19 protein-coding genes, 2 pseudogenes and 1 riboswitch are annotated in these 25,593 nt (G+C 38.6%); of the genes and pseudogenes, 4 read left to right on the top strand and 17 right to left on the bottom strand.

The features are described 5' to 3' along the window. Nucleotides 1-9 precede the first annotated feature (9 nt). Nucleotides 10-1,188 (bottom strand): LuxE/PaaK family acyltransferase, encoded by a 1,179-nt coding sequence (locus H131_RS06180; protein ID WP_010858226.1) that lies wholly within the window; start codon nucleotides 1,186-1,188, stop codon nucleotides 10-12. Nucleotides 1,189-1,556: 368 nt separating this feature from the next. Between H131_RS06180 and H131_RS06175 the strand changes: the two genes are divergently transcribed. Together H131_RS06175 and thiW are read left to right on the top strand one after the other, a co-directional pair. After that, complete coding sequence (locus H131_RS06175; protein ID WP_010858225.1) at nucleotides 1,557-2,753, top strand: MFS transporter; 1,197 nt, start codon at nucleotides 1,557-1,559, stop codon at nucleotides 2,751-2,753. 138 nt (nucleotides 2,754-2,891) lie between these two features. Further along, a riboswitch (TPP riboswitch) is annotated at nucleotides 2,892-2,997 on the top strand. Nucleotides 2,998-3,242: 245 nt separating this feature from the next. Further along, nucleotides 3,243-3,743: an energy coupling factor transporter S component ThiW gene (gene thiW, locus H131_RS06170; protein WP_010858224.1), complete on the top strand. Its 501-nt coding sequence runs from the start codon at nucleotides 3,243-3,245 to the stop codon at nucleotides 3,741-3,743. 89 nt (nucleotides 3,744-3,832) lie between these two features. On the opposite strand, the gene H131_RS06165 is transcribed toward thiW, so the two are convergent. The 12 genes from H131_RS06165 to fadH all read right to left on the bottom strand — a co-directional run bounded on the left by H131_RS06165 (nucleotide 3,833) and on the right by fadH (nucleotide 18,546). After that, entirely contained in the window at nucleotides 3,833-6,430 is a 2,598-nt protein-coding gene (locus H131_RS06165; protein WP_010858223.1) for a VWA domain-containing protein, read from the bottom strand. Next, complete coding sequence (locus tag H131_RS06160) at nucleotides 6,414-8,159, bottom strand: vWA domain-containing protein (protein ID WP_010858222.1); 1,746 nt, start codon at nucleotides 8,157-8,159, stop codon at nucleotides 6,414-6,416. The genes H131_RS06165 and H131_RS06160 overlap by 17 nt, the downstream gene beginning before the upstream one ends. Before the next feature lie 11 nt (nucleotides 8,160-8,170). Continuing rightward, the gene (locus tag H131_RS06155) at nucleotides 8,171-9,046 is read right to left on the bottom strand and encodes a DUF58 domain-containing protein (protein WP_010858221.1); all 876 of its coding nucleotides are present in this window, start codon (nucleotides 9,044-9,046) and stop codon (nucleotides 8,171-8,173) included. Next, the gene (locus H131_RS06150; RefSeq protein ID WP_010858220.1) at nucleotides 9,043-10,038 is read right to left on the bottom strand and encodes an AAA family ATPase; all 996 of its coding nucleotides are present in this window, start codon (nucleotides 10,036-10,038) and stop codon (nucleotides 9,043-9,045) included. Before H131_RS06150 ends, H131_RS06155 begins: the two co-directional genes overlap by 4 nt. Nucleotides 10,039-10,049: 11 nt before the next feature. Next, nucleotides 10,050-11,495 (bottom strand): hypothetical protein, encoded by a 1,446-nt coding sequence (locus tag H131_RS06145; RefSeq protein ID WP_010858219.1) that lies wholly within the window; start codon nucleotides 11,493-11,495, stop codon nucleotides 10,050-10,052. 12 nt (nucleotides 11,496-11,507) lie between these two features. Next, nucleotides 11,508-12,353 carry an ABC transporter permease gene (locus H131_RS06140; RefSeq protein ID WP_080647634.1) on the bottom strand — a complete coding sequence of 282 codons (846 nt, stop codon included), beginning with the start codon at nucleotides 12,351-12,353 and terminating at the stop codon, nucleotides 11,508-11,510. After that, the gene (locus tag H131_RS06135) at nucleotides 12,350-13,285 is read right to left on the bottom strand and encodes an ABC transporter ATP-binding protein (protein WP_010858217.1); all 936 of its coding nucleotides are present in this window, start codon (nucleotides 13,283-13,285) and stop codon (nucleotides 12,350-12,352) included. The genes H131_RS06140 and H131_RS06135 overlap by 4 nt, the downstream gene beginning before the upstream one ends. Further along, a complete protein-coding gene (locus tag H131_RS06130) occupies nucleotides 13,282-15,675 on the bottom strand; it encodes a hypothetical protein (protein ID WP_010858216.1) in 2,394 nt (797 codons plus the stop codon). The genes H131_RS06135 and H131_RS06130 overlap by 4 nt, the downstream gene beginning before the upstream one ends. A gap of 201 nt (nucleotides 15,676-15,876) precedes the next feature. Beyond that, the gene (locus tag H131_RS06125) at nucleotides 15,877-16,764 is read right to left on the bottom strand and encodes a LysR family transcriptional regulator (protein ID WP_010858215.1); all 888 of its coding nucleotides are present in this window, start codon (nucleotides 16,762-16,764) and stop codon (nucleotides 15,877-15,879) included. A 66-nt stretch (nucleotides 16,765-16,830) separates the two neighbouring features. Beyond that, nucleotides 16,831-17,274, bottom strand: a complete 444-nt coding sequence (cbpB, locus tag H131_RS06120; RefSeq protein ID WP_010858214.1) for a cyclic-di-AMP-binding protein CbpB — start codon at nucleotides 17,272-17,274, stop codon at nucleotides 16,831-16,833. 194 nt (nucleotides 17,275-17,468) lie between these two features. Further along, nucleotides 17,469-17,708 carry a hypothetical protein gene (locus tag H131_RS06115; protein ID WP_010858213.1) on the bottom strand — a complete coding sequence of 80 codons (240 nt, stop codon included), beginning with the start codon at nucleotides 17,706-17,708 and terminating at the stop codon, nucleotides 17,469-17,471. A gap of 70 nt (nucleotides 17,709-17,778) precedes the next feature. Further along, nucleotides 17,779-18,546: a 2,4-dienoyl-CoA reductase gene (fadH, locus tag H131_RS06110; RefSeq protein WP_036129890.1), complete on the bottom strand. Its 768-nt coding sequence runs from the start codon at nucleotides 18,544-18,546 to the stop codon at nucleotides 17,779-17,781. Between the two features lie 189 nt (nucleotides 18,547-18,735). Between fadH and H131_RS24255 the strand changes: the two are divergent. After that, nucleotides 18,736-18,939: pseudogene (locus H131_RS24255) on the top strand (IS5/IS1182 family transposase); the annotation flags it as partial. A gap of 440 nt (nucleotides 18,940-19,379) precedes the next feature. On the opposite strand, the gene H131_RS06105 reads toward H131_RS24255, so the two are convergent. The 3 genes and pseudogenes from H131_RS06105 to H131_RS06100 form a co-directional block, all read right to left on the bottom strand. Next, nucleotides 19,380-20,564 carry an iron-containing alcohol dehydrogenase gene (locus tag H131_RS06105; protein WP_010858211.1) on the bottom strand — a complete coding sequence of 395 codons (1,185 nt, stop codon included), beginning with the start codon at nucleotides 20,562-20,564 and terminating at the stop codon, nucleotides 19,380-19,382. 16 nt (nucleotides 20,565-20,580) lie between these two features. After that, nucleotides 20,581-20,751, bottom strand: a pseudogene (locus tag H131_RS23495) (SDR family oxidoreductase); the annotation flags it as partial. Nucleotides 20,752-20,908: 157 nt separating this feature from the next. Beyond that, nucleotides 20,909-22,429, bottom strand: coding sequence for a CoA-acylating methylmalonate-semialdehyde dehydrogenase (locus H131_RS06100; protein ID WP_010858210.1), 1,521 nt, complete (start codon nucleotides 22,427-22,429; stop codon nucleotides 20,909-20,911). Between the two features lie 431 nt (nucleotides 22,430-22,860). On the opposite strand from H131_RS06100, the gene H131_RS06095 reads away from it, so the two are divergent. After that, the gene (locus tag H131_RS06095; protein WP_010858209.1) at nucleotides 22,861-23,496 is read left to right on the top strand and encodes a TetR/AcrR family transcriptional regulator; all 636 of its coding nucleotides are present in this window, start codon (nucleotides 22,861-22,863) and stop codon (nucleotides 23,494-23,496) included. Nucleotides 23,497-23,561: 65 nt separating this feature from the next. Here the strand turns inward: H131_RS06095 and H131_RS06090 are convergent, their stop codons facing one another. Beyond that, nucleotides 23,562-25,565, bottom strand: a complete 2,004-nt coding sequence (locus H131_RS06090) for a putative bifunctional diguanylate cyclase/phosphodiesterase (RefSeq protein ID WP_010858208.1) — start codon at nucleotides 25,563-25,565, stop codon at nucleotides 23,562-23,564. Nucleotides 25,566-25,593 lie beyond the last annotated feature (28 nt).

The raw sequence follows: 25,593 nt of genomic DNA, 5'->3' as shown, positions 1-25,593 counted from the left end.
ATTCCTCTCTTATACTTCTGTCATTTGATTTTTTTCTTCAGCCGCATCCATATGCTTCTCTAAATTAATAGCACAACAGCCAATTTCTGCTCCTGCTACTCTTGATAGATAAACAACTTTTTGGCCGTTTCTTCCACATTCGCATGTATTTTCTTTCTTTAAATACACTAGATCCTCTGTTTGAATAAATCCTGGATATGAAAGTGAAGTAGGATCAAATATGGCTAAGACCCCTCTTTTTCCTTGCGGTACTTCTTCAGCTAAATTTTTTGGATTTCTTAAAGAAAAGTGAACCCAAGGCGGCACATGCTTCGATTGTTTCTCGCACTCAATGGCTAAAATATTTGATTCAACTAATCCATACATATCTCTAACATTTTCTTCTGGGATACCTAAGTATTCAGCACATTCTTTATTGTATTGTTCACGAGGAATTTCCATACCGGAGAATCTTTTCCAACCTCCTAAATTAATAATCATCGTCTTATTATCTAGTTTTAAATGAATATTATTTGTTTTTAGGTAATTTACTAATTTATAAATTAAAAATGGCGGTCCAATAATGTGACGCGTATGAATATTTTGCCATTTTTCTAATGTTTCAATTGCCTCCTTAGGTTTAAACGACGCTCTTTTAACAAGACATCTCGTTGCATCAAATAAACCTGACAGCATATTTAACACCTTGACCATGCCCATTTCTGGCATTTCTTCTGGGGATGGGAATAAGAAGAGACCAGCTCCTCTAGAAAAGGCAAACATTTCTCTATACATCGCATATATACTAAAGACACAATTGTTTAATGTTTCAGCATCTCTTCTAGATATACTTGGTATGCCACTTGTTCCAGTACTACGCATTTCAAATTCAATATTTTCTAAAGAGGTTGACAAAAGTAAATGTGAGTCAGGCCTTTTAAAGCTTGTCACCGGAATTAATGGTATTTTTTGTATATCATCTAAAGTCTGAACATCGGCAGGCGTAACTCCACTATCTTCACAAAGCATTCGATAAAACTTATTGTTTTCGTAATGATGTTGAAAATTTTGAGCAATTAAATATCCTTTTAGTTCATTGACCTTTGCTTCATCCCAATGAAATAATTGTTGCGTTGCCCCAATTGCTGTTGTTACAGGATTAAATCCTAATTCCTTTAAATTTTCCATAGCTGTTTGAATCGATACCATAATACATGTCCTCCTCTTTTATTATCTTTAATAGAAGCCATAAAGCCTTCTTAAGGTTGACTCTTAGCAAAAGCCAACTACGATAATTTACTATTATTACAAAAATTGTAATAATCATCGACATAAAAAGATTAACATATCTATCAACGTTGTAACCCCTAATCCAATACCAATAAAAAAGTAAATCCCGCATTCTTTTGCGGGATTTACTCATAGAACTACAGTAGAAAAAGTAGCATAATGTATTATTTTCTCAATATACTTCAAATTTCATTTGGCGAGCTTCTCATACTTTAATCTAATAGCCAAGCCTCATTTCTTTATGATAGACTGTAGTATATTTGATTAGAAAAAAAGGGGGGCTATGGATGACCCAGCAGAAGTCGAATAAGGCGGCTTTGTATATTTTAATGTTTAATATGTTTATCGCAATGGGGAGTATTGGAATTATTATTCCTGTTATGCCTGAGTATTTAAAAATATTTGGGGCTGCAGGACAAGTTCTTGGCATGCTTATCGCAACGTTCGCCTTGGCACAATTTGTATTTTCTCCAATTGCTGGGAACCTATCCGATCAGTATGGACGAAAAAATTTAATTATTTTTGGCCTCATAGTAACTGGTCTTGCACAGATTTCATTTGGGCTTTCAACGGATGTTTGGATGCTCTTCCTCGCGCGTTTCTTTGGAGGTTTAGGTTCTGCCTTCATTGCACCTCCAATTATGGCTTTTGTAGCGGATGTTACAACATATGAGGAACGAGGCAAGGGAATGGGTATGTTAGGGGCAGCTATGTCTCTTGGCTTTATGATTGGTCCTGGTATAGGTGGCTTTTTATCGAAGGTTAGTCTGCACTTCCCATTCTATACAGCTGGATCTGCAGCTATATTAGCAGCTATTCTATCATTCTTTCTTTTACCTTCTACAAAACCAAGCACATCACAAAAGGCACAAAAGCAAGACAATCTTGCGAAGCAAATGGTACGCTCTGTCCAAATGCCTTACTTTGTAATGCTCATCATTATGCTTGTATTCTCGTTCGGAATCGCTAATTTCCAAACGACATTATCATTATTTGTCACAAACAAATTTAACTACACACCTACTGATATTGCCATTTTATTGGTTGTTGGTGGTGCTTTTGGTGTTGTTGTACAAATGTTTATTATTACACCTCTTTTTAATCGTTATGGTGAAATGAAAGTTGTGTTAGTCAATTTATTTATTGCAGCCGTTTCTATTTACTTAATTTTATTTGTATCTGGCTTTGCACTTATATTAGTTGTAGCAACGATTTTCTCAACAGCGACGACATTGATTCGACCAGCTGTCAACACGCTCATTTCTAAACTTGCTGAAAACGAACAAGGTTTTGCCGCTGGTCTTAATAATGCATATATGAGTTTGGGTAATATGATTGGTCCTGCTTTAGCAGGTATATTATTCGATTGGAATATGAACAGTCCTTATATTTTTGGGGCTATTATTTTAATGGCCTGCTTCTTCCTTGCCCTCATCTGGACATTGAAAAAAGCTCCACATCTTATGCAACCTGATTCTAAATAGTGTGGAAGTTTATTGACTACTTTTAGTAGTATGTTACATTATTAGGTGGCCAGCGCTTGTGCAAAGTGACTTTAAGCGTGCGACGTGTATGGCTAGTCCTAGATGGGAAAACATATATTTCAAAAAATTTAATCGTTTCAAAACCACTAGGGGTGTCTTTCTATGACTGAGACGTGTATATATACACGGACCCTTTGAACCTGATCTAGTTCGCACTAGCGTAGGGAAGTGGCGACACTTGCTTTTTAACTATGTAAATGCAAGGCCGCTTCCTTTCGTTATGAGGAAGCGGCTTTTTTGTGGCATTTTCAACAGATGCCGCTTGAAGTGATGTCCTGTGGGTTATCAGCGATTTTTTGCGTTCTTTCAGCGTTTCTTGGTGTTCTATCAGCGATTCTTTACATGCTATCAGCGATTTCTCGTAATCTATCTACGTTATATCAGGTTCTATTTGTGGTTAGAGCTATTTACCAAAAAGGAGTGTAAAATATGCCAATTCGAAAATTAACCATCATGGCATTATTAGTTGCCATTGCTGTAGCAGGCTCTGCTTTTGTGTCGATTCCAACAGGAATTGCACGTGCCTATCCTGTACAACATGCCATTAATGTTATAGGAGCCATTTTACTAGGCCCCCTACCTACCGTTATCATTGCCTTTGTCACAGCCCTTATTCGGATTTTTACAGGAACAGGTTCTCTATTAGCTATTCCAGGTAGTATCATCGGGGCATTGTGTGCAGCTCTTGCCTATAAATATAGTAATAAGGTGTGGCTCGCAGGTGTTGGTGAAATGTTTGGCACAGGTCTTCTTGCTTCTCTCGTAGCAGTACCTTACGCACATCTTTTAATGGGTTCATCTGTTACAGCATTGTTTTTCATGCCTGCTTTTTTAACATCAAGTGTTATTGGGGCAGTCCTAGGAATTGTCGTTGCCAGCAATCTACGCAAAACGGTACTTGTCAAAAGCTTTAACATGACACTTTATTAGGAAGAATTTTATCGATTTCTTTAAACAAAAAAATACAGTGCAAAATAATCATACCTTTTGCACTGCATTTCAATATAGAACATTAAATTTTATTGGCGTTTCTTCATACCTTTTAACAGCTGCGCTACGTTTGTATCTTCTACCTGCGCTTGTGCATCCTCCACACTTGGCACTTTCCGTTTCGTTTTTGATAAGAAGTTCCAGCCAAAACGTCGGATTGTAATATCTATGAAGAATAGGAACATCCCTGCTAGTAGCAGCCAGGTTGCAATATTTTGGCGCTCTGCCCCTTGTTGTGTGAAATCGCGGAACACTTCCTGCGGTTCCTCTAACACATTGCCACCAGTTTGCTTTGTAAGTTCTTCCACTAGTTTTTCATTTACTGGACGTAATTCATACTCGGCACTATACGGTACACTTAATCCAGCCTGATAAATCGCCTGCTCTTCATCGGCTATTCGGAAGAAAATAAGTCCTGGTTCTGCCTGTACAATCGCACGAACTTGCGAAGCAGATAACGTTTCGAGTTGCATCTCTAGCTCTTCACCTGCTTCATTGACAGCGACAATATCTAAAAACGCAGCTTCATTTGTTGGATCTGTAATAACAAAGGAGCCATCTGTATCCAGACGTACATCATATGCAACATCATTATAGCTTGGTAACATTTGCGAAATCATCGTTTGCCAAAATGTACCCCAATCCTGCCATCTTGCCCAGTCTCCTGTCCATTTTCCTGTAGAGTCTGATGTGAAAGCGAACGTTTTTCCAAGACCATATTGCCACTGTGCAATAACTGGGTCTTCTTTCTCGCTTTCTGCAATAACAGAAGCACCCTGCTTCGCTGTTGTGCCAATATATGCATTCATTTGTGGCACACCATTTGCAAATAATGCATTCCAGCCCGATGCATTATAAATTGTTGGGTAGAAAGGATTGTCTTCAATATACGTACGTGAAATCATTGCTGTCTCACGTGATAATATTGAAGGTATCATCTGTTCATCAATAACGTCATAGAAACGTCCGCTACCCATTTCGCTTAAAGATTGAAGTAAATTGCCATCTGCATCTTGTCCAATCGCAACTGTAGATAGTGTAACCCCATTGTCTTTCCCAGTTGCAATTAAATCCTCATAATTCCCTGGTTGTGACTGTCCGTCAGTTAATAAAATAATATGCTTACGTTGCAGTTTCTGATCGGCCAAATTTTCATATGCCTTTGCAAGCGAGTTATATATTTCCGTACCCCCACCAGGAGTCACTGATAAAATCGTATCGACTGCTTCTTCTTTATTGCCAAGCGGTCCGGTTTCGATAATTTCCCAAGGACGATCATCAAAGGCAATAAAGCCAAGCGTATCCTCGTCACGAAGCATCTCAACTGAACGTGCTGCCGCTTCCTTAGCAAGTTCTAACTTTGTACCCTGCATACTTCCCGAACGGTCGAGCACGATAACAAGACCTAAAGACGGCAATTGTTCCTTGCCTTTAATCTCCATTTCCACAGGTAACAATGTTTCGATTGGTGTTTTAAAATAGCCACCCAAGCCGAAGCTATTTTCACCGCCGACCATCGTAAAGCCGACACCGAAATTTTTCACTGCTTGCTCAATAACGCCCATCTTTGCCTCACCAACTAAATGACCTGGAACATTATCAAAAATTATCGCATTATATTGTAAATAACTTGATAGCTCATTTGGCAAACTGCTTGCATCTACCACATCATAGGAAATTGACTTCGTCCCCAATGCCCCAGCAATAGGTGATGCTGTGTCATAACCGTTCACTATCAGTAAGTGAGGCTCACTTTGTACCATCGTGACACTCGTTAATTTATTATTTTCAAATATGGCATCTTGGTCTACTTGAACAAGTGCCTCGTATTTGACTAATCCTTCTGCTGTTGCCGTATGCTTATACGTAAATACATTCGATCCTTCTGCAAGTGCCACTGCCTCTCGATGAATGAGGGCATCATTTTCGTACAGCAATAATTCGCCTTGACCTGCTGCTGTTGCATTCACTTCAGTGACAAGTTGCTGTTGTTCTCCTACATAAGCAACCTGGGGTGTCACAAAGCTTTTTAGCGATACATCATTAGCAACAGCCTGACTAAATGGCACAACATCTACACTAATATTGGAGCCTTTTAATTTGGTAGCGAACGCCAATGCATCACCTTGTGTTTCATTGGCGTCTGTTAATAAGACCAGCCTTGTAGCTTTTTTCGGATTGACAATACCAGTAGCTAGTTGAAGACTTTGCTCAATATTTGTTTGATCCGTGTCTTTCATAGCTGTAAATTTAGGTACTTCCTTCAATGAATTAGATAAAATCGTTTCTGTTTGTAATGTCGAAGAATAAGAATAAATCCCTGCAAGTTGTTCATCCTTCTTCGACTGTAAACTTTCCTCTATAAAACTAACCATTTCTAATTCTGTACCCTTCATGGACGCAGAGCGATCGACTAAATACAGTACCTGTTCTTCTTTAATTGGTAATAAAATATATGGTGCTGCGAGAGCAAAGACTAAACAACATATTGCTACCATACGAATACCAAGTACAATGAGATGGCTGTTTTTCAGACGTTGACGTGCGCGCCAATATGTCCATACAAAATACGCAAACAATGGCAGTAATAACAATAAGGCTAATGGCGTATCAATTCGTAAATCCACGACGTCGTTGCACCTCCCACTCTGTCACAAGTAATACTAAGATAATGAGTATGAGCCAAGGTACAAATGAAGTCTTTGATACTTCTTCCTTGCCATTTTCTTGTAATTCTCCAAGCGTATAACTTGTGCCTTTTTCTATGACACGTTCTTGTGCTTGGAGTTGCACGATGAGGCGTTTTTCCTCACTATTTGCGCGTGCTGTGTAAACACCTGGTTTCATGGGTGCTGTTAATAACCCATTGGTGATTGTTGATAAAAACTCATCATCCTGTGAATAAACACTCCACTCTCCTTGCGCTAAAGCAACTGAACGCTGCTCATTTGGTGTGAAAATCCCAAGTGAACCAATTGCTTCAGATAATTGTTGTTGGGCACTCCATAAGAATAGCGGGAATGATGGGTGTAATGGCCAATCTGTATCAGCAATATCGGCCAGTACAATAATATCTCCTTGTGGTGAGCGTTGAATAAATGGTTTATCTCCAACAGTGGCAATTGTTTTATAGCCATCAAACGCAGGATAAATGGCACTTACATAAATATCATTTAAGTCACTGAATGCAAATAAAGCGTCATTCGTTGCTTTCACCACACCACTCATGTCAATTTTTTCAATATCATCTCGCCCAAATAATACAATCGGCTTGTTCATATCTTCCAGGAGTGCTGTTTGATTTGTCACCACGGTCGCATCTTGATTCTCTACCAGCTGTAAGGACGGAACAATTTTCACGCTGCTATTTATTGTTTGGAATCCCTTTTGAATAAGCTGATGCATACTTTGATCGACTACTACTTTAGAAGTGGCTGTTTGTAACAATACTGACTGCGTATTATCAATCGCATAATCATCCTGTCCATCAATGATAGCCGTCATCGAATCCGCTAATGGTAAATCTTTAAATGTTTTAGTTACAGCTTCGTTTGCTGGCAATGTTATCTTCTCCGTTATAACGTCCTCATCCTCAGCATTTTGTAGCGTAAGTGTCAGATTGTGTTCCTTGTCCGTATCATTTTGCAACTGTACAAGTGCCATTGTTGCCTTCCCGTCTGTTGTAGCAGCAAATTTTGTGATGGCTATATTCGTTAAATCCTTCGCAGACCCCTGTACAATCCATTTCACCGAATCTTTTTCCATTGGTAATTGCTTCTTGTCGAGTGTATCTGTAAAGACATAAATTGATGTCGGTGTGTCACCGACAAAAGCTTGCGCCACATCAAGTGCTTTATTCATTTGTGCGGTTTCATATGTCACTTGCAAATCCTGGACGGCTTTCTCAATATCTTTGGGATTTGTTTCTTGCTGTAAAACAGCCTGTGGCGTATTGCCAGTCGTAATAAGTGTTACTGGTCTTCCATCAAGTTGATTCACTAACGACAACATTTCCTTTTTATGTGCATCAAATGTTGATTGCTCTTTTCCAGCTAACATCGTCGCGGACGTATCAACGATGAATATTGTTTGTGCACCAGCAATCGTTGACTTTTTAAAATATGGATTCATCAACGCGAGTACAAGTAACAGCAGTGCTAACAATTGCAAATAGAGCAATGCATTTTTCTGTAAATGCTTTAAGTATGGGGATACACGTGTCTCCTGCATAATTTCCGACCAAAAGAGTGTTGAGGACACGGTTTGATCGGTATATTTTTTTCGAAAGAAATAATATAGTAGGACAATGACCGGGATGATGGCCGTCCAGCTAAAAAGTATTTGACTAAAGCCCAATACAGCTCACCTCACCTAATCCAATGTGCTTTTAATAATTGTTGAAAAACGGCATGTTGAAGTCCATCTTCCACCTTGAGTTGTAATTTTCGTACGCCGAAGCGTCGACAAATGGCCTCAAGCTCTTCTTCGTGTAAACGTCTTCTTGCCTCATACGTATCAAGTACCTTTGATGACATCGTCACATTGACATCACTGCCCGTTTCACGGTCAAGTAAACGAACATCACCACTATAATTGGGGGATAGTTCTTCCTGCGTGATGATTTGTAGAATGCGTACATCCCCTGCAAAACGTGGCAATCTTTTCAACAGCTGTTCCCATTCTTCGATTGGTTCTAGACCGTCTGTCACGATAAATAGCACCGTACTATCTTTAGGCATTGCTTTTAACGCTCCCTGTGCAAAGCTACTTGTATAGGTCGCTTCTTCAAGATCGGTCACTACTTGTAAAAAGGCACGGCGATACATGGCACCTTTACGACGAAACGGTGGCTTGATATCATGTTGTACAAACGAAAATGATAATCGATCATCACGGCCAAGCACCATTAAGCCAAGTGACGCTACAATTTGTCGAGCAAAAGTCCATTTTGCTTGCTCATTCATTGATTTTGTGGCGTCTAATAAAATGTGCACACGCATCTCTTGTTCATCTAAGAAACGTTTAATGAAATATTTATTGGTTCTTGCAAAGACGTTCCAATCCACCTGTCTTACGTCATCACCTAAGTGATATTCACGAAAATCTGAGAAATCGAGCGATGCCCCGAAACGTTGCGAACGGTGCGAGCCCTTATGTTGTCCACGCAATTTGGAGGCCGTCGCCACTTGGAAGCGACTAATTTTCGCTAACCAATCTTCGGGCAATAATATTTTCTGAGTCATCGACTAATGCCTTGCTGTACTTTTTCTAAAATAATGTCAATCACATCATCTGCTGTTTTACCTGAAGCCTCCCCTTCATAGTTCAGCAGCATACGATGACGCAGTACAGGCTTCGCTACGGATTTAATATCCGCGACTGATACATGGAAGCGTCCATTCATCAGTGCTCTTGCTTTTGCAAGCCTTATTAAACTTTGTAAGCCACGAGGACCACTACCATACATGGCATATTGCTTCACCTCATCTATCGCACCCTCTCGTTCAGGATGTGTTGCCACAACAAGGTCCGCTGCAAATTCAAGCATTTCATCTGCTACAAGTACTTCCTTCACCATTTGTTGTGCCAGCAGGAGTCCTTCTGTGTCCATTATTTTTTGCAGGCTGATTTCCTGCGCCACAGTTGTTCGCTTCATAATCTCCATAAGTTCACTTTTCTCTGGATATGGAACGAGGATTTTGCAAAGGAAACGGTCCATTTGTGCCTCTGGTAATGGATATGTTCCCTCCATTTCAATTGGGTTTTGAGTAGCTAGGACGAAGAATGGTTTAGCCATTTTTTTCGTATCCCCTAAAATTGTTACGGTCTTTTCACCCATTGCCTCAAGCAGGGCACTTTGTGTTTTCGGAGTTGCTCGGTTAATTTCATCTGCTAATACCATTTGACTAAAAATTGGCCCCGCTTGGAAAGTAAACTGCTGCTTGCCATCTGCTGTTCGCTCAATCATACTCGTCCCTGTAATATCCGCAGGCATTAAATCTGGCGTAAATTGAATACGTGAGAAGGATAAATCAAGCACCTCTGAAATTGTGCGAATCAGCATTGTTTTCCCTAATCCTGGTAATCCCTCTAGCAGTGCATGACCGTCTGCAAGAACTGCGTATAATGTATAATCAATCGTTTCCTCTTGACCAACTATAAAACGATGGATTTCTTCTTTTACTTGTTGTAAATTTTTACTCATCTCAACATACTGTTGTTCTGTAAATGCCATTTCTCTTCCTCCTACTGCGACTCAATTGACGTGAAATAAGATTGCACGACATTTTGTAAATCTTTTGGTAATTGCAAACGCTCTGAGCTTTCTAAAAAACTGTCTTTATAAGCGCCTATAGCTTCATCATATGGTCGAATCGATCCCTTTGTAATAGGGCCATTTCCTTGTTGTTCTGAAACATGCGAGCCGTCTCCTAATGCTCCACCATCTACAGATGTTTCACTAGAGCCTCCAATTCTATTTGGTGTCGTTAATAAATCACGACTGCCTTGGCCTGATCCTGCACCTTTCCCACCTGACCCAGAACCCTGGCCAGAGCCAGAACCTGATCCAGAACCATTTCCTTGACCCTGACCCTGACCTTGACCCTGTCCATTGCCTTGACCATTACCTTGTCCTTGTTGATTGCTTTGTTGAGAGCCTTGCGCCTGACCATTCCCGCTTGCCTGTTGCGAGCCATTTTTGGCATTATTTTGTCCTGCTTGACCTTGTTGACTGCTTGGTTGTGAATTGCCCGATTGATTTTGATTGGCATTACTACTGTTTTGTTGATTGTTGTTTGCGCTATTAGCACTTGCAATAGCATTTTGTAATGAATTACTTGCAGGCTTACCCAGCTTGCTCATTGCTGTTTGAGTAGCATTCGCATTTTGCGTTAGGTTCTGCTGCATTTGAGCAAGCTCTTTTAACTGTTCGACTTCTTCCTTCGATAAGCCTTGACCTTCAGCAGCACCTTCTTTACTTGCTGTTTGCTTATCCTTCAATTGCTGTTCCTTTAACGCAAGTTCTTTCTGCTTTTTCACGACTTCACGTAATGCCTCTTCAGCTGTATCTGCCTCTTTTAATGTGTTTTGTAATTCTTTTAACTGCTCTTTCACTTCTTTTGTTTCTGCCTTTTTTTCTAACTTAGCAACTTCTTTTTTTATGTCCTCAATGACTGCCTTTTCTTTTTCTACCTCAATGGCTTCAATTTGCGTAGTAGCCGGGAACATATAGAGCACCGCTAACATGATACTTGTTGCAAATAGTCCAATGAATGCCTTTGGTCGAAACAGCGCTTTCTTTCTTGCTTTAAATTCCGAGAACGCTTTTTCTGCCTTTTGGACTGCTTTTGCAAGTAGTGATTGAACCAATGGATCTTCGTCTTCTTTAAATGACAAAGCTGTAACAAGTTCATTATGTGAAAAATATTGATCGAGTGTGTGTAATGCCTCTTTCTCTCTCACGCGCTTCCACCACACAAAGACGATTGTTGCAACTATCCCAACTATAAAAACAGCTAATGCGCTTTGACGGTAATATGTCCAGACAAATAACCTTGAAACAAGGATGAGTGAAGCACTCGAGAGCAATGCCAAAAACAAGCCGTACTGTGCGATAGGAATACTTCTTTCGAATGTTAAACTCATTTTTGCACGCTGAAGATATTTTTGTAATTGCTTACGACGCTCCATAAGGTTTCCTCCTCATCGATTGCTTTTCATGTTGGCACGTAATTTTTTAATGGCAATTGTTAAACTAAGTACAATAATGACTATATAAACTAGTAAATAAATAATCCACACTGGTAAATCAACACCTGAAAGTTCTGCTAAAGCATCCCCCATTTCTGGTGAAATAAGTGTCAGCATTAATGCTCCTGGGTTTATAGATGCCCAGAAGTAAGTCATATAGGAAGTACCCGTCCCTATGGCATTCCCCATTTGATGGAAAGCCATTGTTAAAAAGAAGAAAAACGCTGTGATTCCACCTAAAAAGATAATCGAGCCGTACGTAGCAATCATGGCAACTATTGTTTTCTTCGTAATTGTTGAGAACATTACCCCGATACTACCAATCGCAATAACCGTTACTAAATAAAATAAAAATATAGAAACTAATTGGGAAGGTGATACCCCACCAAATAAAAATACTAAACTATACAAAGGTAGCCCTGCGATTAGCATTAATACTAAAAATGCCACCGAAGAAAATAATTTCCCAATCACAATTTGTGTGGAACTTTGTGTTGTTGTTAGTAAAATATTTAAAGTTTGCTTTTCGCGTTCACTACTAATAGCACCCGCTGTTAAACTTGGAGTGATAAATAGAACCAACGCCATTTGTAAAATCGTTAACACAGCAAACATCATAAAACTCGTATCGGGTCTAAAGAAGCCCTTTCCTGTAAATTCAGTCGTCAGTAGTAAAAAACCTGCGATAAAAATACAAATAACCGCTAAATAAAACATTAAGCCTGAAAAGCTTTTAAAAGAACGAAAGCGTAACTTCAATTCTTTTACGAGTACCGGATTATAAAATCGCTCCATCAATGATTGTCCGCTCCCTTCGTAATCGCCATAAAGACATCTTCTAAATCCTTTTCTTCTTCACTTAGTGCATAAATTGGTAAGTCTTTCAGTATTGCTTTTTTGAGAAGTGTTACTTGTTCCGCATCTGTTCCTCGGTAATTAAAGGCTATCTCTAAGCGATTGTCCATAACATCAATGGATGAAATAAGTGGATCTTCTTCTAAAAATGCACGTACCTCGTTTAAACGCTCTACTACTTTTATAACAATGCGCTTTTCCCCTTGCAATTGCGCTTGAATCGTTGCAACATTGCCATGGGCAATTAGTTTTCCATTATCTATAACACCAATTTCATCACACATTTCCGCCAGTTCAGGCAATATATGTGAGGAGATTAGAATGGTTTTCCCCATGGATTTTAAATTTCTTAAAATATCACGCATCTCTACGCGCGCACGCGGGTCAAGTCCAGAAGCTGGCTCATCCAAAATCAATACTTTCGGATCGTGGATTAAGGCGCGAGCAAGACATAACCGTTGCTTCATGCCTCGTGATAGTAAATCTACATAATCAAAACGCTTATTTGTTAAATTTACAAGCTCTAACAGCTGTGGAATTAACACTTTCCGTTCCGTCGCACCAATGCCATAACTAGCACCATAAAAATCTAAATATTCATCTACTTTTAGCTGATCATAAACACCAAAGAAATCTGGCATATAGCCGATTTGCTTGCGTACTTCCTTTGGTTCCTTGATGACGCTTTTGCCGTTGATAAGGGCATCGCCAGAAGTCGGAGATAGTAATGTTGCTAAAATCGAAAATGTTGTCGATTTACCAGCACCATTGGCTCCAACAAAGCCGAACACAACCCCCTCCTCAAGTGATAGGTTTAAATGGTCTAACGCTGTAAAGGAGCCATATCTTTTGGTTAAATCACGAATTTCAATCATTCCTTCGCCACTCCTTTCAGCTCTATATCTGGTAATTTTGTCTGTTCGCCAGTTTGATCTGGTCCAAATTTAATTTGTACAAGTAGTTCATCATTTTCATTTAAGTATTGGGTAATATTTTCTGTAAATGCTTGCTTTGTATCTACTAGTGGCTCAAAGATGCTCGTTTCATTATTCCAAATGGAAAGCTGCATGCGCTTCACGTCCTTATTTGAAATAACAAGTTCATTTAATGATTGAACGGATGCCATAAAATTATCTGGCAAAGCCATCGTGACTTCAAATAAACCATCTGATAGATACCAGTTATTTAGTTGCTCGTCTATTTTTTCATAATAGGCATTCGCTGATTGCGGACTCACTGTATAAGTAAAGTTGGTACGTTTCATGGTAAATGGACCTGACAGATTTACTTTTCCTTCAAATGGCTGGATGAAATAAGAGATAGGTGACATGTTAGCACTTGTTTCAAGCTCTACGCCAACAATTGCTTGCTCTGCCCAAGCCGTAATTACAGGTTGCTTGTCACTTTCTGCAAGCGGTAGTGCGAACGTTTTCATGCGCTCGATACGTAGTGGGTCTACATCTTCTTTCTTCGTTGGGTAATTATAATTGTAACTATTAAACGAAGACGGCTTTTGCAGGACCGTTGACTTCAGTTCTTTGTCTACCTTTAGTGTTCCGTTCGGCTCTATATCACCAAGCTTTACTTCCTTAATACCCGAGATTAACGTTACATCTTTCAACTTGAACGGGAAATTATTCTTAATGGACCCGGAAAGTTTTTCATTTTTTAACGTAATATCGATATCCATCTTACCGATGTTTTTTGCAGCTGTTTTTCCTGCAAATGATTGAACAGACCAATAACTTAAATTGCGTAATGTTAATGTTGAACCATTAGCATGTTCCTTAATATACGATGTTTCATGTAAATCGCCCATTGTTCCAGTAAAATTATTATTTCTACGTAATGCCAGTGCAGTTGTATCTTTATCTGCCTCTACAACAAAATCACCGCTACGATTTGTTAAAATCGATTCTACATAGTAGCCGTTTACACTACTATCCTCATTTACTTTATAAAAAGCTGATTGCTGTGCTTGTGGCTGAACAATACGATCTTTAGCGCCGAAAATAAAGAGCGCAATAGATAATGCAACTGAAATGGCCGGTATTAACCACCATGCATGTTCACGCTTATCCATCTTTTTCAAGACAAAATACAAAATAGGTCCGATAATTAAAATATAGAGAACGATGACGATTAACATGTAGCTGACGGACACTTCGAATGATGGGAATAGTTCATTTATGGTACGTAGCTCATAAGAAATCTGATCCATTGTTGATTGACCTTGCATCATACCTTGTTGAGACAAACTTTGAATATTTAACATGTTTGCAGTTAATGCTAAGTATCCATCCATTGAAGCTAAAGGCTCATCCCCTAACGAAAACGTTGTTTGCACAATTTCCCCACTACCTAGCTTTTTCTTTGCAGCTAGCGTTGTATCATTATCTTTTAAAACAGGAACGCTTCCTTCATTATCCGTTGCTGTATAGACGGAAATATCCTTAGTAAAAATACCTCCACCAGATAATTTTGTTAAACTATTTGCTGAAATCGTCTGCATTTGTTGTGATAAAGTAAGCGGTAAATAATCTTTAAAAATGCCCGCTGTTGTATTTACTTGATCAGAAGCACCAAGAAGTAAAGTACCTCCATCCTGTACCCATTTCAGTAGAGCTTCTTGTTGATTTTGAGATAAATCCACAATGGAAATTTCATCGACGGCAATAATATTTGCCATCGCGTAGCCCTGTGCATCCTCTGGCAAAGTAAAATCTTTTATTTGATTCAAATTAAAAACTTCCACATTACTTGATGGAATAAATTGCGATAAGCGCAAATAAGCAGATAAGCGATCGCTTTTCTCCGTTAACGTATAGACAAATATTGCTGATGGATCTAAAAAGTTTGCTTGTAAACGTTTTGTTCCTTTATAGGCAACTTTTTTCCCTTTTTCAATGCTCCCCTCATAAAAGGCAAACAAATCCGCATCTGAATAACTATAGTCTGCTAGTCCATCCAAATATAACTCAACAGTTTTTTCTTCACCTGCTGCTATATCTAGAGGCAGTACAAGTGCCGATGCAGCCTCATAGGAACTTGAGGCATTAATTGCCATGTCCCCCGAAAAATCTGCACCATTATTTTTTATTGTTACTTGTAATGGCACTACAGATTGATATTTTGCTTTTCCTACCATTCCAGCTTTCGCCTGCACTTCTAAAGTCGGTGCGGCGCTCGCCTGTGAAACAGGAAGCATAAAGCTCATAACAAACATTAATAGTAGAATAAGTGCCGTGATCTTCGTTTTTTTCAAAAGCTCAACCCCTTTTTTACTTAACATATAGATGATTACATAATTATACGATTTAAATTGTATTTTGTTCCATTTCTTATGATATCTTCATGAATATTCATAAACTCTTAAGATTTAGATAGGTAGACAAAAAAGGGCAATCCCAAATGTGATGCATAAATCACCTTGGGACTACCCCTCTTTTTTTTGTTCAACTATGTCCTATTTTGTATAATCAAACAGGCAACGCGCATGATCTTGTACGACTTCTACAAAAGCCTGTACTTGACGTAACTCAAAAGAAGATTCATAGCCTATTAACCATGTATCTCGCGTTAAACCAAATTCTTTTTCATTGTTAGTCAGCGCAATTTTATTGATACCATCATGCTCATTTAATGTGATGGAAGGGAGAATGGCATAACCGATTCCATTCAATGCCATTTGCTTACAAGTCTCAATCTGATCAACCAAGATTTGTCGTCTCGGATTCGATGCAAAATGTCGTTGCCACCATTGTTGAATTTCCTGATAATAATTCGAATCACTTTTAAATTGGATGAATGGGCGATCTGTCGTTAGCACATCTTCAATGGTTTTCAATTCTTGATCTACTAAGTAAAGAGTATCACGGAAAAGGTGAATCTTTTCCCCCTTCCAGTCGACCTGTCCACGTACAATACCAATATGCGCCTCTCCCTCATACAAGGCCTTGACAATTTCTGAGCTCCAACCAGTCATAAGCGAGATTTTTGCTTCAGGATATTTCGATACAAAATCCTTTAATATTTTCGGAAGCCAATTTTGTCCGACAATTGAAGCGCAAGCAATTTTAAGTGTACCGTTGACTTTTGTTGTTAAAGATTGAATCGTTTCAAAAATTTCTTCTTTTTTAGCAAGCATCTCGATCGCATAAGCGATAACTAGCTCACCAGCCGGTGTCGCTGTTAGTCCCTTCTGTGAACGAATAAAAAGCTGTGCACCCCATTCTTTTTCAATCGATTGCAACCGTTGTGAGAGCGCTGGCTGCGATAAAAACAACCGCTCAGCTGCTTTCCGCATATTACGTTCCTCAGCTAATATTTTCAATATTTCTGCTTCCGTTGCCATCAATTACCTAGACCTCCATTACAGGCAAAGGGGGCCTCATGATTTACATCTGAGTCCCCTCTTAAACTACTTTTCTGTTTGATAAATATATTTTTTTAACTGCTTTAATATAACACGTCTCGTTAAAATCCCTGCGAACGTACCTTCTTCGTCCACTGCACATAAAAAGGCATGATTAATGACTAAATCTAATGCACGTTGAAATGTATCCGTCAGTTTGATAACAGCTATATTTTTATCCATTATCGAATCAACTTTTATATCAGGTAATTTTTCATATTCAATATGATCGAGCCCTAAAATCGCCTCTGTAATCATTTTCATACTGAGTAACCCTTGAAGTCGATATTTCAAATCTAATACAGGTATTGACGAATATCCTGTACGTGTCAGTACCAGGAGTGCATGTTCGGCACTATTCCCAATCTGTACATGTGCAACCTTTTCGGATGAAATAACAAATTCACTAATTGGCATTGCTAATAAGTCTTTGCTGTTAGTTGAAATCATGAACTTCTTCTCCTTTTCTGTCCTTGCTTTGCAGAACAGGATGCTTCCCTTTTATCATATCATAATTTTTCCGTATATGACCACGACAAGGTCGAGAAGAGTTTTTCAAGAACAATGAATGATTTTAGCATTTTGATCAAAACTAAGTATCAAATCTGCTCACGCAAATTTGATACTTAGTTTTAACTATACTTTTAATACCCTGCCTGACTCCAGTAGTAAAAGATAACAATGCCTAAAAAAAGTAAGAAGATAGCATACACCCAAACAATTGGATTCAGCATTGTTGCATATTCTTCCACAGTTTCAGAAATTGGCGTATCTTTTTCTGAATTTCGTTCCGATGTCATTTTGGCAATTCGTAAAGTGGAAACGAAAGAAATGACAGCAATGATGGTAATCGCAATAAGAGCTGGTATTAACCACATACCCATAAGGCAAGACTCCTTTCTTTACCCTTAGTATGCGTCAATCCAGCTCTTCATTATGCAAAAAAATTATTGATTAAAATGGGTATTGATTTAGCCATTGTCCACCATCAAGTGTGACACATTCACCATTCATATAGCGTGACTTATCGGACATCATAAATGTAGCTAAATCGGCCACTTCCTCAGGTGTCCCAATTCTTCCTAATGGTACTGAATCAATTGTACGAGCAGCTGCCGCTTCTGATTCCCATAATTTATCCGCTCCGCCTGTGCGTTCAATTGGACCCGGAGCGATTGCATTTACACGAATTCCATATTGTTTGCCCCATTCGACCGCTAACGTTCTTGTTACTGATAATACACCTGCTTTCGCTGCTGCTGAATGAATCACACCAGCGCCTGCATTCCAAGCATAAGTTGCAACCATATTAAGCATCGAACCTTTTATATTGTTTTTGATCCAATACTTTCCTACGGCTGATGAACAGTAAAATGTACCATTTAACACGATATCTACTACAGCTTTCCAACCGTTAGGCGTTAAATCCTCTGCGCGGACAATAAAATTGCCAGCTGCATTATTCACAAGTCCATCAATTTGCCCAAATTTTTCAACGGCAAATGCGATCATTGCTTCCGCATGTTCGGGCACTCGGACATCCATTTGAAATGTTTCAATTGTTGCGCCTGATTCTAAGATAAATTCTTTGGCCTCTTTCAAACGCTCTTCATTACGACCTGTAATAATCACATTTGCCCCTTCTGTAACGAATTGCTTCGCCATATAAAGCCCCATCCCACTTGAGCCACCAGTAATAAGTATTGTTTTGCCTTGCAACATACTAATTCCCCCTTTATAAAATGAATAGCCATTCATTCATAAATTCTACTATATTTTCTCGAAAATGTCATATAAATTCTACAAAAAGAAGCTTCAATCAGTTGGCATCATACTGACCGCTATTGCAGGATAAAGTAAAACTTCCTTCTCTACAAACAACGCAATCAAAAAAAGCGAGCTATTCAACGAATAACACAATTCTATGCACGTCGAAAAGAAACGATTGATCGTGTATTTGCAGCTGCGTAAGATATGTGTTGGACAAACTTACGACGGATTAAAAAATTGTCCTTGCAGGCGATGTTTATTTTTGCTGCCATGAATTTGAAGAAGCAGCTAATTAGACATGGCTACGTCCAAAAATGGAAAAAGAAGTTGCTCGTAGCGTACTAACCTCGTTAATAGGGGCTATTTGTAACGAATATTTCTGATAAATTTTCAAAAGGTATTCGGGGCATTACGAATACCTTTTGTCACTATATGAAAAGATAATATCTTTTCATATAGTACGTTCAATGATTTTCAGATGTAAGCATCTCTAATTGATTTTGCTTCTTGCTTCAATTATTTATATTTTTCGTCATTCTATCCATCACCTCAATCATCTATAAACGTACAAGAGTTGATTGGAGCGCAGGCGGCGACTTCTGCGGGAATAGCATGAGCGAAAAGGCCCCACAGGAGCATAGCGACGAGGAAACTGAAGCCATTGCCCGCGGAAAGCAACGGGTTCATATAGATACTTCTATATTGAAAAGAAAAAAGACAGTAACCAAAATCAATTTTTTGAGTTTGTCTACTGTCTGAAAGATATTATCTTTTTCATTATCTTTCTAAAATTCAAAATGATAAGCCATTTTATACAGCTCTATTAACTCATCATGTGTTGGCTCTTTCGGATTATTACCTGGGCTACCGCTGGCAATTGCATCAGCAGCCATTTTTGGAATTGCCGCATAATAGGCATCTTTGTCAATGCCCCATTGCTGTAAATTACCAATGTTCATGATCTTACACATTTCCTTTATTGAAACAATCGCTAAATCGGCAAGTTCATCTTGCGTTAACCAAGTCCCATCTTTATTAAAAAAATTACCAAGGTCTGCTAATCGATCAACACATGCATCTTTTGAATATTCTAATACTACTGGCAGTAACATCGCATTAGAAATTCCATGCGGTACATGAAATAGTGCCCCGACAGGACGAGACATACCGTGAACTAAGGCTACAGAGGCATTGGAGAATGAGAGACCTGCTTGCATTGAACCAAGTGACATGGCCTCACGGGCATCAATATCGTCTCCATGTTCATAAACTTTCAGTATGTTATTGACAATTAACTCCATCGCAGATAATGCAAGTACATCAGAGTATGGATGTGATAAGCGTGATAAATAGCTCTCGATTGCATGACTCAATGCATCAATGCCGGTTGCCGCAGTTATTGCTGGCGGCGAAGTAATTGTTAACATGGGATCAACAATTGCAATAGTTGGCATAAACGCAGGTTGCTTAATCATCATTTTGATGTCATTTTTCGTGTTTGTAATGACAGTTGCATCTGTTGCTTCCGATCCTGTACCAGCAGTTGTCGGTATCGCGATGTGTGGAATCGGTGTATGGTCAGCAACCTTTTTCATTTTCATATAATTCCCTATATAGCCACCATTTGTCGCGACCACCGCAATGGCTTTCGCTGTGTCAATGCAGCTGCCTCCGCCTAGTGAAATGATGACATCACAGTTCTCTGCTTGCAAAATATTAAGCCCTTCTGTTACAAACGAATCAATTGGCTCAGTTGTTACCCCTAAATACGAAACTACATGCAATCCTTGGGTTGTTAAGAGTGTGTTGCATTGATTGACAAAACCTAAACTATTCATAATCGGATCACTGATAATCAATGCTCTCGTCCCTAATTTTTTTGCATAAACCCCTACTTCTTCAAAAGAATCTCGACCATAAATCATCGTCCCCGGAGAATTTACTGTGAAAATTGTTTTCGTTTGAATCATAACGTCTCCCCCTTACCTATTGTGCTGTATATCCGCCATCCAATACAATCGCCTGACCCGTTAAACCTTTTGCCACATCACTCGCTAAATAGAGCGCAAGTCCCGTAATTTCTGAAACATCTAGCAAGCGTTTTTGTGGAACAAGTGGGTAAAGAACTTGCTCAAGTACTTCCTCAACCTCGATACCATCCCGTGGGGTGCCAGTAAAGGCATTGCACTCGTTTGACCACCCGATACTAAATCAGCCATAACTAAAGTACCACCAATTTATAAAAACCGAAGCATAACAAGCCTTTGTAAAAAAAGCTGTACTCATTTATCAAGAGTTACAGCTCCTTTCTTAGTTAATCGTTATTACTTGGGAATGCAAATGTTGATGCAGGGGACGCATTACTTGTCATCCAGCGTTCTGAAACGGTTTTCGTTTTTGTAAAGAAACGTGCTTGATCTGGCCCAAACATATGACCTTCGCCAAAACGAGACCCTTTGAATCCTGCAAAGTTGTGATAACCGACTGGAATCGGAATAGGAACATTCACACCAACCATTCCGACATCAATTTCAGTTGTGAATTTACGAGCAGCAAAACCATCGTTCGTAAAAATTGTGACACCATTTCCAAGTTCATGCTGATTGATTAGTTCAATCGCTTCATCTAATGAATCAACACGTACAACATTACGAACTGGACCAAACACTTCTTGTTCATAAATCTCCATACCTGGTTTCACGTTATCTAGTAATGTTGGACCTACAAAGAAACCTTTTGATTCTTTGACAATTTCTAAGTCACGACCATCACATACGACAGTCGCACCTTCTGACTCTCCGCGATCGATTGCTGCTAAAATGGCATCTTTAGATTGCTGTGAAATCACTGGACCAAAATCACTATCAGCCTCCGTATATGAACCCACTTTTAATGCAGAAATTTTCTCCTTTAAAATAGCAACAAGACGATTTGCAGTGTCTTGCCCTACAGGCATAATTGTAGAAATTGCCATACAACGTTGGGATGCTGCACCGTAAGCCGCACCAATAAATGCATTCCCTACTTGCTCAAGATCTGCATCCGGCATTACGACCATATTGTTTTTACCGCCACCAAGCGCAGTAACACGTTTACCGTATTTTGCCCCTGTTTCATAGATATACTGTGCAACCGGTGTCGATCCTACAAATGAAATTGCTTGTACTGTAGGGTTTGCTAGAATTTCATTTACAGCATCCTTATCACCATTGACAACTGTCCAAATGCCATCTGGTAAGCCGGCCTTTTTCCATAATTCACTGACATACAATGAAGTCATTGGTACACGTTCAGATGCTTTTAATACAACCGCATTCCCGACAGCAATGGCCATACTTGTTTGGGCTAATGGCACCATTATCGGGAAGTTAAATGGTGAAATTGCTGCTACAACCCCTAGTGGATATTTAGCTGAATAGGCGTTTATTTGACCACCAACGTTGACAGAATACTCGCCTTTTACTAAATGAGGTGCGCCAATTGCTAAATCTACAGATTCAAGTCCTCTTGTAATCTCACCTGTCGCATCCTCTACTGTTTTACCACTTTCTCTACAAATAATTTGTAATAATTCATCTATATTCTCAGTGACCAAATTACGGAATTTCAATACGATTTCTGCACGTTTAGATACTGATGTATCTCGCCATTTTGGAAATGCTGTTTGTGCCTTCGCAATGGCCTCACGAGTCTCTTCTTCCGTTGCTAGCGGAACTTTTCCGATAACCTCGCCTGTTGTTGGATTGTATACCGAACCATATCGCCCACTTTTTCCCTCGATCATTTCGCCACCAATGAAATGCGTTAATGTTTTAACTTCTTGTGCTGTTGTCATCGTATTGTCCTCCTTTAAATTTGTTTGATTTTGCATCTTTCTTTTAAACTTAAATAAGCATCTGACATATCATTTTTTTCATAGCCTTGTGCTGATATATAGCTGGATAGATTCACTAATTGGCATGATGGATTTGTGTTGAATTTATAGCCATCGATAATCTCATATAACCTAAGCCGACAATTCCTATACTCTCCTTCGTTTGACTCCCTCGTGTCTTAAAAAACCACAAATTAAGCTGGATGATACACTAGCCAACTTTATTTTTTTGTCGTAACATTAAGAACGAAACAATTTGAACGACCATGGTCATTGACTGCGGTCAATTAAATCATAATCAATGTCAATCTATCACGTCAATTAAAATTTGTTATTTTCTGAAAAATTGTTATATAAATTATTATAGTATATTTTGGGGGAGGAAAAGGAGTATGTATTCATTAACTACTCGCCAGAAAAGGGCGTTAGAAACCCGAGACAAGTTACTAAAAACATCCTTAAATTTATTTAATAAATATGGCTACGAACATGTATCTGTTGAACAAATTACCAAAGCTTGTCATGTATCAAAAGGGACGTTCTATACACACTTCCCTTCTAAATACGATGTTATTTTAGAAAAATTTAAAGAGCTCGATAGTTTTTACAGCACCGTAGAGAAAAGTATTGATCGTAGCTTGCCTGCAACCGAGAAAATACTTTTGCTTTACAAAGAGCAAATGCTGTATTTAACAAACATTGTTGGAAAGGATTTATTGCGGACTGTTTATACTGCTGCAATGACCAACCAAGTAGAAAAAGAACATTATTTAATTAGCCCTCACCGTAAAATTTTCCAGATCCTTAATACTTATATTGAGGAGGGAATTGAACTTGGTGAGTTTCGTCAAGATTTACAAGCGACACACATGCAAAAGATTATACAACGTTGCATGCGAGCGAATGTCTATGATTGGTTAATTCATAATGAAGATTTTGATTTAGTTACTGAAATGGCACACTTTACAGCAGTTGTATTAAATGGAATGACAATGGAGGCTTCTTCATCGTCATACGAAGTGAATTAACATAAAAAAACAGTAGCATTCACCTAAAATGTGTGGTGAAGTGCGACTGTTTTTATTTACTGTTTTTAACTGACAAAATATTTTTTTACTATAGATTCAACGGGCAATGGCTTGTTATATAAATAGCCCTGTCCTTTTTGACAATGATGACGTTTTAAAAAGGCAACTTGTGAAGGTTCTTCAATGCCCTCTGCAATCACCTCAAGTCCTAAATTATGAGACATTGAAATAATAGCCTTAATTATCGCTTCGTTTTTATCATCTTTTTCAATGTCGGCAATAAACGATTGATCTATTTTAATAATATCAATTGGATAACGTTTTAAATAACTAAGTGATGAATAACCTGTGCCAAAATCATCCACTGAAACAAAAACGCCTAACTGCTTCAATTCCGTTAAAATGGAAAACGTTTCATGGACATTTGTCATTGAGCTTTCCGTAATTTCTACTTCTATTAATTCCGGTGAGACATTATACTTCTTCAAAGCTGCTTTAATTTTCCGTGCAAAGTTTTCTTTTCTAAATTGCTTAGGTGAAATATTAATAGCAATACGCACAGGTCGATAGCCTTTCATATGCCACTCTTTTTGATAGCGACATACCTCATCAATAATCCAATCACCTATCTCTATTATTAAGCCAGATGCTTCTGCAATAGGAATAAACTGTGCAGGTGAAACAAAGCCAAATTTACGATTATTCCACCGTAATAACGCTTCGAAGCTATTTATACTATTATTATTTAAATCCATTTGAGGCTGTAAATGAATGCTCAACTCATTAAATTCAATAGCTCGGCGTAAATGCGCCTCCATCAATGCCTCATTAGGGAAAACTGTTGTCATATCTTCTCGATAATAACGGAAATGTGAACGTCCATGCTCTTTAACTGAAAATAGTGCTTGATCTGCTTTTCTGACAAGTGTTTCTAGATCTTTTCCATCCGCTGGGCTAAGTGAAATACCAATGGATACGCTAATAAAGTATTCCTGACCATCAATCATGAATGGTTGTTTTAACACCTCTAAAATTGAATTCGCAATATGCTCAATTTTGTTAATTGATGCATCTTTTAAGATGAAAATAAATTCATCACTATTATAGCGATAAAGTGAGCACTTTGAGTGGCAAAGCTCACTCAGTCTTTGGCTAAACTTGCGCATAAGCTCATCGCCTTTCCCTTCACCAAGGGATTCATTGAATTTTTTAAAACGATCTATGTCCACTAAAATAAGGGCGACCTGCCTATTGCCATTCTTCTTGTCGTTCAAATGATGTAGCCAGTGTTCCTTAAACGCCTTACGATTCCAAATACCAGTTAATTCATCCATTAGTGCAAGGTAATAAAAAGCCTCTTGTTCATTCATAAACGAATCTGCATCTTTTACAAATAGATGCACGCCTACTATTTCACCTTGATAATATGTTGGATGCGTACGTAAATAAAATGGTTCGTTACTCAACAATTGACCATGGAATAAGCATTTTGGCATGCTATATGCAGAACCCTTGATAGTTTTTGAAAATAACAATTTAAATTCGTTTAAATACTTGCTTTCTAATAATGAAAAAATATCTAATCCGACCAGGCAGTTTTCTTTTGGCAAGAGGGAGGTAGCAGCAATATTTTGATGAATAATACGCCCTTGTAAATCTGTCGTTAACACAGGACTTACATGCTGTTCAACAAATTGCAGATACCGCTTCGTGTCGTTCTGTTCTTCACGTAGTATTATAGCGACAATTTCGTCGTCTATTCGTTGCACACTAACTGCAAATGTTTTTAATTGGCGCCCCGTATAGAGTTCCACCGTTCGAACAACATTAAGCTCCTGTTGTAAAATAGTCAATATTTGCTGCCAGCCTTGCTCTGTAAAAAAACAGTTCGCTTTGATGGCTTTTGCATCCTGTAGCTCAATAAAAGACGGTAGTTTATCATTATAATCGACGATATCATATGCTTCTGTATTCACTTTACTTAAGCATACTACTGCATCAAATGGATTGAGCTGTGTCACTTGATGATAGCTGGCAAATTGCGCTACATTCACTTTATTTTTTTTCATTATATCCCTCACTAAGTAGCGTGTTTGC

Origin of the sequence: Lysinibacillus sphaericus OT4b.31, assembly GCF_000392615.1 — a bacterium.
GTDB lineage: Bacteria > Bacillota > Bacilli > Bacillales_A > Planococcaceae > Lysinibacillus > Lysinibacillus sphaericus_B.
This window is presented reverse-complemented; position numbering and strand designations above follow the sequence as displayed.